Source organism: Klebsiella sp. GW_Kp182, assembly GCF_040062275.1.
Classification (GTDB): Bacteria; Pseudomonadota; Gammaproteobacteria; order Enterobacterales; family Enterobacteriaceae; genus Klebsiella; species Klebsiella michiganensis.
This window is the reverse complement of the sequence record NZ_JBEAFQ010000010.1, coordinates 47,906-59,904: the sequence shown is the minus strand read 5'-3', so window position 1 is coordinate 59,904 and position 11,999 is coordinate 47,906. Positions and strand designations below refer to the sequence as shown.

Annotated in this window: 8 protein-coding genes; 4 read left to right on the top strand and 4 right to left on the bottom strand. The window is 58.1% G+C overall.

The window, feature by feature from the left end:
* Positions 1-11 precede the first annotated feature (11 nt).
* Together ABLU88_RS12190 and iolD are read right to left on the bottom strand one after the other, a co-directional pair.
* Complete coding sequence (locus tag ABLU88_RS12190; RefSeq protein WP_004098145.1) at positions 12-1,025, bottom strand: Gfo/Idh/MocA family oxidoreductase; 1,014 nt, start codon at positions 1,023-1,025, stop codon at positions 12-14.
* Between the two features lie 48 nt (positions 1,026-1,073).
* Positions 1,074-3,014 carry a 3D-(3,5/4)-trihydroxycyclohexane-1,2-dione acylhydrolase (decyclizing) gene (gene iolD / locus ABLU88_RS12185; protein ID WP_014227682.1) on the bottom strand — a complete coding sequence of 647 codons (1,941 nt, stop codon included), beginning with the start codon at positions 3,012-3,014 and terminating at the stop codon, positions 1,074-1,076.
* 525 nt (positions 3,015-3,539) lie between these two features.
* On the opposite strand from iolD, the gene iolC reads away from it, so the two are divergent.
* Positions 3,540-5,453 carry a 5-dehydro-2-deoxygluconokinase gene (gene iolC / locus ABLU88_RS12180; protein ID WP_014227681.1) on the top strand — a complete coding sequence of 638 codons (1,914 nt, stop codon included), beginning with the start codon at positions 3,540-3,542 and terminating at the stop codon, positions 5,451-5,453.
* 151 nt (positions 5,454-5,604) lie between these two features.
* Positions 5,605-6,462: a MurR/RpiR family transcriptional regulator gene (locus tag ABLU88_RS12175; RefSeq protein WP_004098142.1), complete on the top strand. Its 858-nt coding sequence runs from the start codon at positions 5,605-5,607 to the stop codon at positions 6,460-6,462.
* 429 nt (positions 6,463-6,891) lie between these two features.
* On the opposite strand, the gene iolB is transcribed toward ABLU88_RS12175, so the two are convergent.
* Together iolB and ABLU88_RS12165 are read right to left on the bottom strand one after the other, a co-directional pair.
* Complete coding sequence (iolB, locus tag ABLU88_RS12170) at positions 6,892-7,701, bottom strand: 5-deoxy-glucuronate isomerase (RefSeq protein WP_025107465.1); 810 nt, start codon at positions 7,699-7,701, stop codon at positions 6,892-6,894.
* Positions 7,702-7,719: 18 nt separating this feature from the next.
* A complete protein-coding gene (locus ABLU88_RS12165) occupies positions 7,720-9,225 on the bottom strand; it encodes a CoA-acylating methylmalonate-semialdehyde dehydrogenase (RefSeq protein WP_014837226.1) in 1,506 nt (501 codons plus the stop codon).
* A gap of 361 nt (positions 9,226-9,586) precedes the next feature.
* Between ABLU88_RS12165 and ABLU88_RS12160 the strand changes: the two genes are divergently transcribed.
* Complete coding sequence (locus ABLU88_RS12160; RefSeq protein ID WP_032747679.1) at positions 9,587-10,408, top strand: TIM barrel protein; 822 nt, start codon at positions 9,587-9,589, stop codon at positions 10,406-10,408.
* A gap of 86 nt (positions 10,409-10,494) precedes the next feature.
* Complete coding sequence (locus ABLU88_RS12155) at positions 10,495-11,997, top strand: helicase HerA-like C-terminal domain-containing protein (RefSeq protein ID WP_348836613.1); 1,503 nt, start codon at positions 10,495-10,497, stop codon at positions 11,995-11,997.
* The last annotated feature ends 2 nt before the right edge of the window (positions 11,998-11,999 follow it).

Genomic DNA, 11,999 nt, shown 5'->3' with positions numbered 1-11,999 from the left:
GCAAAGCGGGATTAGCGTTTGTAGAATGCCGGGCATTCCGGCAGCGTCACCTCAACCGGCTCGCTGGTTTCCTGGGCTTTGATACAGGCGTCGGCAGCAACGGACGCCGCGTAGCCATCCCACGCCGATGGGCCGTGCAGCTGGCCGGCCTGAACATCATTGATAAAGGCCTGTAGTTCAACGTCATACGCTTTGATAAAGCGATCCTTCCAGTCGGTCAGGATAGCGGTCGACAGGTTAGCGGCTTTGCGCATCTGCACAGCCGACGGCTCAGGCAGGCGGGCAATCCCGGTTTCCCCTACCACTTCACACTGGATGTCGTAGCCGTACTGGCAGTTCACGAAGACTTCCACGTCGATCAGCGTGCCTTTTTTGGTTTCAAACGACACGATCTGCGGGTCTTTCAGGCGCGCGTGGGTGTGGGACGTGGAGCGCGGGAAGCGCACCTGTACGGAAACATAGTCGTCATTCAGCAGCCAGCGCAGAACGTCCAGCTCGTGAATCAGGGTGTTGGTGATCGCCATGTTGGTGATGTAATCCTCGCCCACCGACTGGTTGCGGTGCGCGCAGCGCAGCATCAGCGGCGCGCCGATGTCGCCGTCATCGATCACTTTTTTCAGCGCCAGATAGCCTTCGTCGTAAGGGCGCATAAATCCAACCTGCACCAGGCGGCGACCGGCTTTCATTTCCGCATCAACGATGCGGCGGCAGCCTTCCGCGCTCATCGCCAGCGGCTTCTCGCAGAACACCGGCTTCCCGGCGGCGATGGCGGCCAGGGTGTACTCTTCGTGGGTGGGATCCCATGAGGTGACCAGAATAGCGTCCACGTCGCTGGCCTTAATCACGTCATGACCGTCGGCGTACACTTCGGCATGCACGCCCGGCAGCGCAACCGCGGCGCGGGCGTTCTCTTCGTTGATATCCGAAACCGCCACTACCGTGGCTCCCTGCAGTACCTGAGTGCAACGACGGATATGCTCTTTACCGATAGCGCCGGCACCGATGACACCTAATTTGAGTGACATAGTTGGTTTTCTCCCGAGATTTGTAGGGTTCAGGGTTTGTGTTCTGTTTTAGTAATCCCGCGCCTGAGCGCGTTTTTCATTGATCATTTGCGCCACCTTGCGGATCCGCTCGGAGAGCGCAGACTGCGCGACGCCGACGTTCCACCAGCTGCCGTATTTGTGCACCATGGTTTTCGGCAGCACTTTAATGTCTATCAGGGTGCTGACGGTTTCGCGGCGCGCGGCGTCCAGCGCGTGGCGTAGTTCTTCTAGCGTCGTGACGCGCCAGGTTTTGCAGCCGTAGCCGGCAGCGACGGTGGCGAAATCTACCGGCACCAGGCCGCCCTGCAACTGGCCCGATTCGGCGCAGCGGAAGCGGAACTCGGTGCCGAAGCTGTCCATACCGTGCTCCATTTGCAGGTTGTTAATGCAGCCGTTGGCCATGTTGTCGAGCAGCACGATGTTGATCTTCGCGCGCTCCTGCAGGGAGGTCACCAGCTCGGAGTGCAGCATCATGAACGAGCCGTCGCCGACCAGCGAATAGACCTCGCTTTGCGGTTGGGCTAACTTCACGCCCAGCGCGGCGCTGACTTCGTACCCCATGCAGGAGTAGCCGTATTCCACGTGATAGGTGTTGGTGGCCCGGTTGCGCCAGACGCGCTGCAGGTCTCCCGGCAGGCTCCCCGCCGCCGCCACAATCACCGCATCCGCCGGCAGCGTTTCGTTGAGTACGCCAAGGACGCTGCTTTGCGTCAGGGTGGAGTCGGTTATCTGGCGAAATTCGCGATACACCGATTCCCGATCCAGATGGTCGTCGATTTCCGGGACGAAAGCGGTTTCCTGCCAGACCGCCTGGTAAACGCGCTGGGTCTCTTTCAGCTGGCGGCTCTGCACGCTTTCAATCTGCTCGCCCCAGCCAGCCTGCCAGGATTCGCCGGACAGGGCGTCGTCCAGGGCAGTGAGGGCTTCGCGAGCATCCGCCAGCATCGGGATGCCATCCAGCTTCCAGGCGTCGAAGTTGCTGACGTTAATATTGAGGAAGCGCACGCCCGGGTGCTGGAAAATCCATTTTGACGAGGTGGTGAAATCGCTGAAACGCGTGCCGAGACCGATGACCAGATCCGCCTCTTTCGCCAGCAGGTTCGCCGCCAGGCAGCCGGTTTCGCCGACGCCGCCCACGTTATACGGATGCGAAGAGACAACGCTGCCTTTACCCGCCTGGGTTTCGGCAAACGGCACGCCGTAGCGCTCGGCAAAACGGGTCAACGCCTCGCCGGCGCCGGAGTATTTCACCCCGCCGCCGCAGACGATCAGCGGCTTACGGCTGGCTTTAATCGCCGCCACGGCATCCGCCAGCTGCGCGGCGCTGGCCGGGCGGCGATCAAGGCGGTGTACCCGGCGGGTAAAGAAGGATTCCGGATAATCCCAGGCTTCGCCCTGGACATCCTGCGGCAGACAGAGCGTGACCGCACCGGTTTCCGCCGGGTCGGTCAACACGCGCATGGCGTTGATGCAGGCGCTCATCAGCTGTTCCGGACGGGTGATGCGATCCCAGTATTTACTCACCGCGCGAAACGCGTCGTTAGTGGTAATGCTGAGATCGTGGCTCTGTTCGATTTGCTGCAGCACCGGGTCAGGCTGGCGGGTCGCAAACACATCGCCCGGCAGCAGCAGCAGCGGGATGCGGTTGGCGGTCGCGGTGGCGGCAGCGGTAATCATATTCGCCGCGCCGGGGCCAATGGAGGAGGTGCAGGCAATAATCTGACGACGCAGGGACTGTCTGGCAAAACCGGTGGCGACATGCGCCATCCCTTGCTCGTTACGCCCCTGATAGACCCGCATTTCACCGCTATCTTGTTCAAGGGCCTGGCCCATTCCCAGCACGTTGCCGTGGCCAAAGATAGCAAAGATGCCTTTGACGAACTTATGCTCTTCGCCATCGACTTCCAGGTACTGGTTATCCAGGAACTTCACCAGCGCCTGCGCCATTGTCAGTCTCAGTTTGCCCATGTTGCCCAATCCTTATTGTTCAGTATTTGCGTGTGGGTTCGCGTTTTGCCCTGCACAGCGATACAGCGATGAGTCAGGGAAATCGTTAACGTCACTGGAATACTTCTGGATTATAGGCAAACATTTTTTTCATTAAATAGAAATACAGAAGAAATATTTCATTTTGCGAGAGCGATCAAACTCTCTATGCATTTCACCCGTTTCATTCGCATCCTGTATACGGGATAACGCGCAAATTACGCGGCCCACCTCTTAATATCCCCTTAAAAATCATAGGTAAAGACCGCATCTAAACGGGCTCTGGTTCAACTTTCAGCCGCAGCCCAGGATCCGAGGCAGAATGAGGCTCAGCGCGGCATAGTGGTATATCCCTCACATTTTTGGTTTTTTAATTTCGATCTAGTTTGCAAATGAAATATTTATTTCTCAAACTAGAGATAACCAATAACCCTCAGGCTGTTTTCGGAGACGCTGTCGGTATCCCGACTCTTCCGTACAGCAGAAATGCAAAAGGAAACCCTAGCTATGAATGCAGCAGTAAAGCGACTCGACGTCATCTGTATTGGCCGGGTGGCAGTCGATCTCTATGCCCAGCAGATTGGCGCGAGGCTGGAAGATGTCGCCAGTTTTTCTAAATACCTGGGTGGCTCTTCCGGCAACGTCGCCTTCGGCACCGCCATTCAGGGATTAAAATCGGCAATGCTCGCTCGCGTGGGCGATGAGCATAATGGTCGTTTTCTACGCGAAACCCTGAGCCGCGCCGGCGTCGATACCGAATATCTGATCACCGATAAGCAGCGCCTGACGGCGTTAGTGATGCTGGGGATTAAAGATCAGGAGACGTTTCCGCTGATTTTTTACCGCGATAACTGCGCCGACATGGCCCTTTCGCCAGAAGATATTAAGGAAGAGTACATCGCCTCTTCCCGGGCGCTGGCGGTAACCGGCACCCACCTTTCGCACGCCAACACGCGCGAAGCGGTGCTGAAGGCGCTGGAGTACGCCCGCCGTCACGGCCTGCGTACCGCGCTGGATATCGACTATCGTCCGGTGCTTTGGGGGTTAACGTCTTTAGGCGACGGTGAAACGCGTTTCATTGAATCCGGCCAGGTGACCAGCCAGCTGCAGGAAGTCCTGCATCTGTTCGATTTAGTGGTGGGGACAGAAGAGGAGTTTCATATTGCCGGCGGCAGCACCGATACCCTGACCGCGCTGAAAAACGTGCGTAACGCCACGAAAGCGACGCTGGTTTGCAAGCGCGGTCCGATGGGCTGCGTGGTGCTGGAAGGCGCTATTCCCGACAGCTGGGATAGCGTGCCGCTGCAGCAGGGCGTACGCGTAGACGTGCTTAACGTCCTGGGCGCGGGCGATGCCTTTATGTCCGGCCTGCTGCGCGGCTGGCTTAACGATGAAGGCTGGGAGCAGGCCTGCCGCTACGCTAACGCCTGCGGCGCGCTGGTGGTTTCACGCCACGGCTGCGCGCCCGCAATGCCGACCAAAGCCGAGCTTGACGACTATCTGTCGCGGGCAGAATCGGTGCCGCGTCCGGATATCGACGATCGTCTCAACCATCTCCATCGCGTCACCAGCCGCCGCCAGGCGTGGCCGGAGCTGTGCATTTTCGCCTTTGACCACCGTAAACAGCTGGCAGACCTGGCGCTGGAAACCGGGCGTGATGAATCCTGCATTCCGCAGCTGAAGCTGCTGCTGCTGGCGGCCGCGGAAGCCGCCGCAGACGAAGCCGGTCTTGACGGTCGCAGCGGCATCCTCGCCGATGGCACCTACGGCCAGCGCTCGCTCAATGCTATCACCGGCAAGGGCTGGTGGATTGGTCGACCGATTGAAATGCCGAGCTCGCGCCCGCTGCGCCTGGAACATGGCAACATCGGTTCCCAGCTGATCGACTGGCCGCTGGAGCACGTGGTGAAATGCCTGGTCTTCTATCATCCGGCCGATCCGGCCGAGCTGCGCGCCGAACAGGATGCGCTGCTGCTGGAGGTCTGGCAGGCGTGCAACAAGTCCGGGCATGAGCTGCTGCTGGAAATCATCCTGCCGGAAAACGGCCCGGATAAAGATGAACGCCACTACCACGACATGCTGGAGCACTTCTATCAGTTGGGCATCCAGCCGGACTGGTGGAAGCTGCCGCCGCTGTCGAGCGCGGAATGGGAAAGGATTGGCAAACTGATCGCGCGCGAAGATAGCTGGTGCCGCGGGATCTTAATCCTCGGCCTGGACGCCCCTTCGGACCGTCTGCGCGCCGGTTTTGCCGAAGCGGCGAAGCATCCGATGATCAAAGGTTTTGCCGTAGGACGCACCATTTTTGGCCAGCCTTCACGGCGCTGGATGCAGGGAGAGCTCAGCGACGAGGCGCTGATTAACGAAGTGAAACGCAACTACCTCACGCTCATCGGCTACTGGCGAGAAGCCCGCGGCTGATTCCGCCCAGGCCCGCATCCTCTTCAGAAGATGCGGGCTTTTTTCTGGATCTTCGTGAAATGAATCGCGTATTTCATCGTAGTAAATGAAAAATTCGCTTCATTTGATACACTGGAAATTATATTCCTTTCATTTTCTCAGAGCGCAATCTATGGCCAATAATCCGACCCAACTTACCATCTTGCAGGATGAAATCAGGCGTCGCTACGACACGTTAAGCAAACGCCTGAAACAGGTAGCCCGCTATATTCTCGATAACAGCAATAGCGTGGCTTTCGACACCGTGGCCTCTATCGCGCAACAAGCTGACGTCCCCCCTTCCACGCTGATCCGCTTCGCTAACGCCTTTGGTTTTAGCGGCTTCAACGAAATGAAGCAGATGTTCAAGCAGCATCTGATGGAAGAGACGGCTAACTATACCGAGCGCGCGCGTCTGTTCCGCCAGACCACCACGGATGACGCAACCCCGCCGGAAACGCCGACCGAAATCCTGAATATGTTCACCATGGTCAATACCCAGGCGCTGCAGCAGCTGGCGATGCAGACCTCCGGCGACGATCTGCAGCGCGCGGTCGCGCTGCTGGCGGAAGCTGAGAATATCTACGTTATTGGCCTGCGCCGCTCTTTTAGCGTCGCCTCCTATCTGACCTACGCCCTGCGCCATCTGGACCGTAAAGCGTTCCTGATTGACGGTCTGGGCGGCATGTTTACCGAGCAACTGAGCCTGGTCGGGCCGAAAGATGTCGTGGTGGCGGTGAGCTTCTCTCCGTATGCGCGGGAAGTGGTTGAACTGGTGGAGCTCGGCGCGCAGCGTAAAGCACGACAGATAGCGATTACCGACAGCCAGGTCAGCCCGCTGGCGGCCTTCAGCGACGTCTGCTTTGTGGTGCGCGAGGCGCAGGTTGATGGTTTCCGCTCGCAGGTGGCCTCGCTGTGCCTGGCCCAGACGCTGGCGGTCTCGCTGGCGCTGAACAGCAGCAAAGATGCAGAGACGAAGCAGCTGGCTTAAGTTTTTCATGCTTCCCGGATGGCGACGTAAACGTCTTATCCGGGCTACTTGTCCGCAGACGACGGTAAACCCGTAGCACGGCTAAGCGCAGCGCGAGCCGGGGTGCAGCTGGCTTAAGTTTTTCATGACTCCCGGATGGCAATGTACACGTCTTATCCGGGCTACTTGTCCGCAGACGACGGTAAACCCGTAGCCCGGCTAAGCGCAGCGCGAGCCGGGGTGCAGCTGGCTTAAATTTTTCATGTCTACGGATGGCGACATAAACGTCTTACCCGGGCTACTTGTCCGCAGACGACGGTAAACCAGTAGCCCGGCTAAGCGCAGCGCGAGCCGGGGATGTGGCAGAGTTGCGACGACGATCTTATTCGGGTAACAGGATCAAAAAGGCCGGCTAGCATGGCTAACCGGCCTTTTTATCCTCAACCGATGCTAATCGTGGCGGGGATAATCAGGGCTATTGATCCACGCGTGATCCTCTTCCCAGGTAAACATCCATTTGCGATCCGGACCGGCCATCACGTTCAGATAGTAGCTGTCATATCCGGCAATCGCCGCCACCGGATGGTAGCCGCGCGGCACCATGACCACATCGTGGTTGTAGGGGGCCATGCAGGCATCAAGGCTGCGGTCATCGGTATAGACGCGCTGGAAGGCAAAACCCTGCGGCGGATCGAAACGGTGGTAGTAGGTCTCTTCCAGCTGGGTTTCCTGGCCCGGCAGTGCCGTATCATGCTTGTGCGACGGCCATGAGCTGGTCGCCCCTTCCTCGGTGTAAACCTCCACCACCAGCAGGCAGTCCGCCTGCGCGCTATCCGGCAGAATATTGTGCACCAGCCGCTGGTTACGCCCTTTACCGCGATGCTCTACGCCCACGTCCTGCGGGGAGATAACCCGTGCAGGGAAGGTTCCTTTACCCGGGGCGCTGCATACGGCCAGCTCGAGGTCAGAATCTGCCGTCACTTCGACTTTATCCTGCGGCGGCACGTAGACTGACCAGGGCGGCGTCCGCTCAAACGGCGACATACGCTGGCCGAGGTTCGGGAAATCCGCCTGCGTGGTTTTTACCGAAGCCAGGCCGGCAACCAGCACCAGGCACAGTTCGCGATCGCCGCTTTCCAGGGTGACGGTTTGCCCTTTCTTTAACATCCAGACATCAAAACCAATGTACTTCCACCCCGCGCTCTGCGGGGTGATGTGCTGAATCTGCCCTTCTTTTTTTGCTTTAGCCAGTAAAGACATGGCGCTCTCCTTCGCCGATTAGCCTAACGTCGGCATACTGAATTCAGATACGGTTTGCTGACCCTGCGGCCAGCGGACGGTGGCGGTTTTCATACGCGTATAGAAGCGCACGCCGTCCGGGCCATGGACGTTCAGTGCGCCGAATACGGAGCGTTTCCAGCCGCCAAAGCTATGGAAGGCCATTGGAACGGGTACCGGTACGTTGACCCCAACCATTCCGGCCTGGACATCATGGACAAATTCACGCGCGGTGTGGCCGTTGCTGGTAAAGACGGCGCTACCGTTGCCGAACTCATGGCTGTTCACCAGCTCCAGCGCGCTGTGGTAATCCGCCACGCGAACAATCCCCAGCACCGGGCCAAAAATCTCTTCGCGCCAGATAGTCATCTCCGGCGTGACGTTGTCGAACAGCGTTCCGCCGACGTAGTATCCCTCTTCAAACCCGGGCACCTGCGGCTTGCGTCCGTCAACCACCAGCGTCGCCCCCTCGCTAACCCCTTTATCAATATATCCCAGCACTTTTTTCTGATGGGTATCGGAGACGACCGGCCCCATTTCGTTCTCTTCTTTTCCGCGCATACAGCCCGGCCCAACCTTCAGGGATTCCACCAGCGGCTTCAGGCGCGCAATCAGTTTATCCGCCGTTTCATCACCCACGGCAACCACCACCGGCAGCGCCATGCAGCGCTCGCCCGCCGAGCCGAACGCGCCGCCCATAATGGCATTCACGGTGGCATCAAGATCGGCATCCGGCATCACAATCGCGTGGTTTTTCGCCGCACCAAACGCCTGTACCCGCTTGCCATAAGCGCTGGCGGTTTTATAAATATGCTCCGCCACGCCGGAAGATCCGACAAAGCTTACCGCCGCGATCCGCGGGTCCCGGTATAGCTGCTCGGCATCTTCGTTGCTGCAGTGCACGACGTTAAAGACGCCATCCGGCAGACCCGCTTGTTTCAGCAATTCCGCCAGACGCACCGCGGCAGTAGGCGCCAGCGCTGGCGGCTTCAGGACAAAGCTGTTGCCGCAGGCCAGCGCCAGCGGGAACATCCACATCGGTACCATCGCCGGGAAGTTGAACGGCGTAATGCCCGCTACCACGCCCAGCGGCTGCATCAGAGAATAGCTATCAACGCCGGTGCCGACATCCGATGAGAACTCCCCTTTGATCAGGTGCGGAATACCGCAGGCAAACTCAACGACTTCCATGCCGCGCGTCAGCTCCCCCATCGCGTCGGAAAACACTTTACCGTGTTCGCTGACGATAATCCCCGCCAGCTCTTCAGCGTGCTGTTCCAGTAACATTTTAAAATTGAACATCACGCGGGCGCGGCGCAGCGGCGTGGTGCGCGACCAGCTTTCAAAAGCATCACGCGCCACCTGAATGGCGTCAGAGACTTCCTGCGCGGTCGATAACGTGACTTCGCGGACCACTTTGCCCGTCGCGGGGTCGAAAACCGGCATTGTTTTGCTGCTGCCGCTGGTAACGGTTTTCCCGCCAATAAAGTTTCCTGTGATAGTCATGCTCTCGCCTCATCTGTATGGGGTATCGGGGGCCAACGCAGTACGGCCCATTACTGGATCTGCTGTGCTGTAACCGTAGTAAAATGAAATTAATATTTCAATATTGATGACTAGTGAAATTCTATTTTGGTGATGATGGTCGCAATTTCGTGTAAGAAATTGCCGGCTTGCGGACTAAAGCACGATAAAAAGAGTTGAGCTTTAGCGCCACCTGCAACCCGTGCCCTTTAAAACGCAGCAGAAAAATATTTTGCGAGTCGGCTCAAAAAATCACCATTTCATACATTGCTAATTTTGGAATAAATGTTTTGACTATGAGGCATTCGAACGAATCCGATCCCTACATTTCTGGAGAGTCAAAATGGCTATTGCATCGCAACGTTTCTGCATCAACCGCAAGATCGCCCCGTCACTCAGCATTGAGGCCTTTTTCCGGCTGGTGAACAGCCTGGGGCTGAACAAAGTCGAGCTACGTAACGACCTCCCCAGCGGAAAAGTAACCGACGACCTGAGCCACCAGCAGGTGCGGGAGCTGGCTGACCGCTACCATATCGAGATCCTCACTATCAATGCGGTCTACCCCTTCAACTGCCGCACCGCAGAGGTTCGTAGCCTGACGGAGTCATTGCTGAAAGAAGCCAAAGCCGTTGGTGCCAAATCGCTGGTGCTGTGCCCGCTGAACGATGGTACCGAGGTTCCGGCGAGCGAAACCCTTAACGCCCTGCGTGACCTGGCGCCGCTATTCGCCTTCTACGGTATTCAGGGGCTGGTGGAGCCGCTCGGTTTCCCGCAGAGCTCGCTCCGCTCCTCGGCGCAGGCGCAAACGCTGATCCACGACGCGCGGGTGCCGTTTAAGCTGCTGATAGATACCTTCCATCATCATCTTTATCCGCAGGCGGAGCAGGAGTTTAACCAGGTGGATATCGGCGAAATCGGTCTGGTCCATCTTTCCGGCGTAGAGGATACCCGCCCGCGCGAAGCCCTTACCGACAATGAGCGCATCATGCTGACCGCAAAAGACCAGCTGCAAAGCTGCGAGCAGGTCAAAAACCTGGAGGCGCGCGGCTATCAGGGCGTGTATGCGTTCGAACCCTTCGCGCCGGAATTGGCAAACTGGAGCGAAGACGATATCCGCCGCGAAATCGAGCAGAGCATCGCGTTAATTCAGCGCCACTGCGCCTGACGTGAATAAGCGAAGGTGTGCGTGATTTCCCTCCTTTTGCTATCAGGTTGCCTATACTCGCAGCAGGATAAATGGAGAAATCGCTCATGAGCTCACCTCTGCTGATTGCACGCACGCTGGATAAACAGCTGCATTTACTGCCCGCTATGGCCAACCGCCACGGCTTGATTACCGGCGCCACGGGGACCGGTAAAACCGTCACTCTGCAAAAGCTGGCGGAGTCTTTCTCGGAAATCGGCGTTCCGGTATTTATGGCCGATGTGAAAGGCGACCTCACCGGTATCGCCGAGTCGGGCCAAAGTTCGGAAAAGCTGCAGGCGCGTCTGGAAAAAATCGGCGCAACGGACTGGCAGCCGCACGCCAATCCGGTGGTGCTATGGGATATTTTTGGCGAAAAAGGCCACCCGGTTCGCGCCACGGTTTCCGATCTCGGGCCGCTGCTGCTGGCTCGCCTGCTCAACCTCAATGAGGTTCAGTACGGGGTGCTGAATATCATCTTCCGTATCGCCGACGATCGCGGGCTGCTGCTGCTCGACTTTAAAGACCTGCGCGCCATAACCCAATACATTGGCGACAACGCCAAAGCGTTTCAGAACCAGTACGGCAACATCAGCAGCGCCTCCGTTGGGGCGATTCAGCGCGGATTATTAACCCTGGAGCAGCAGGGCGCGGAGCACTTTTTCGGCGAACCTATGCTCGATATCCAGGACTGGATGCGCGTCGACGCTGAGGGTAAAGGGGTGATTAATATCCTGAGCGCCGAAAAGCTTTACCAGATGCCGAAGCTGTACGCCGCCAGCCTGCTGTGGATGCTCTCCGAGCTTTACGAACGCCTGCCGGAGGCCGGTGACCAGGAGAAGCCAAAGCTGGTCTTTTTCTTTGATGAAGCGCATCTGCTGTTTAACGATGCGCCGCAGGTGCTGCTGGATAAAATCGAGCAGGTCATTCGCCTGATTCGTTCTAAAGCCGTCGGGGTCTATTTTGTTTCACAAAACCCGGCGGACATTCCCGATGCGGTTCTCGGTCAGCTGGGTAATCGCGTGCAGCACGCCCTGCGCGCCTTCACGCCGAAAGACCAAAAAACGGTAAAAACCGCCGCGCAGACCATGCGCGCGAATCCCGCGTTCAGTACCGAACAGGCGATCCAGGAGCTGGGCACCGGCGAGGCGCTGATCTCCTTTCTTGATGAGAAAGGCAGCCCTTCGATAGTGGAACGCGCGATGGTTATCGCACCCTGCTCGCGTATGGGGCCGGTCACCGATGACGAACGTAACGGGCTGCTTAACCACTCGGCGCTGTACGGAAAATATGAAGAAGAGATCGACCGTGAATCGGCCTTTGAAATGCTGCAACAGGGCGTTCAGAGCACAACGGAGCAGCAGCAATCACCGCCCGCAAAAGGCCAGCAAAACGGCGATGACGACGGTCTGCTCGGCGGGCTCAAAGACATTCTGTTCGGCACCACCGGGCCGCGCGGCGGCAAACGCGACGGCATTGTGCAAACGGCGGCCAGGAGCGCGGTGCGTCAGGTCACCAACCAGATAGTCAGGGGAATGCTGGGAAGCTTACTTGGCGGGCGGAAACGCTAAAA

What these genes read in the sequence shown, in the direction of transcription:
- ABLU88_RS12190 (WP_004098145.1), bottom strand. Translation starts at nt 1,025, where the DNA reads ATGTCACTCAAATTAGGTGTCATCGGTGCCGGCGCTATCGGTAAAGAG.
- iolD (WP_014227682.1), bottom strand. Translation starts at nt 3,014, where the DNA reads ATGGGCAAACTGAGACTGACAATGGCGCAGGCGCTGGTGAAGTTCCTG.
- iolC (WP_014227681.1), top strand. Translation starts at nt 3,540, where the DNA reads ATGAATGCAGCAGTAAAGCGACTCGACGTCATCTGTATTGGCCGGGTG.
- ABLU88_RS12175 (WP_004098142.1), top strand. Translation starts at nt 5,605, where the DNA reads ATGGCCAATAATCCGACCCAACTTACCATCTTGCAGGATGAAATCAGG.
- iolB (WP_025107465.1), bottom strand. Translation starts at nt 7,701, where the DNA reads ATGTCTTTACTGGCTAAAGCAAAAAAAGAAGGGCAGATTCAGCACATC.
- ABLU88_RS12165 (WP_014837226.1), bottom strand. Translation starts at nt 9,225, where the DNA reads ATGACTATCACAGGAAACTTTATTGGCGGGAAAACCGTTACCAGCGGC.
- ABLU88_RS12160 (WP_032747679.1), top strand. Translation starts at nt 9,587, where the DNA reads ATGGCTATTGCATCGCAACGTTTCTGCATCAACCGCAAGATCGCCCCG.
- ABLU88_RS12155 (WP_348836613.1), top strand. Translation starts at nt 10,495, where the DNA reads ATGAGCTCACCTCTGCTGATTGCACGCACGCTGGATAAACAGCTGCAT.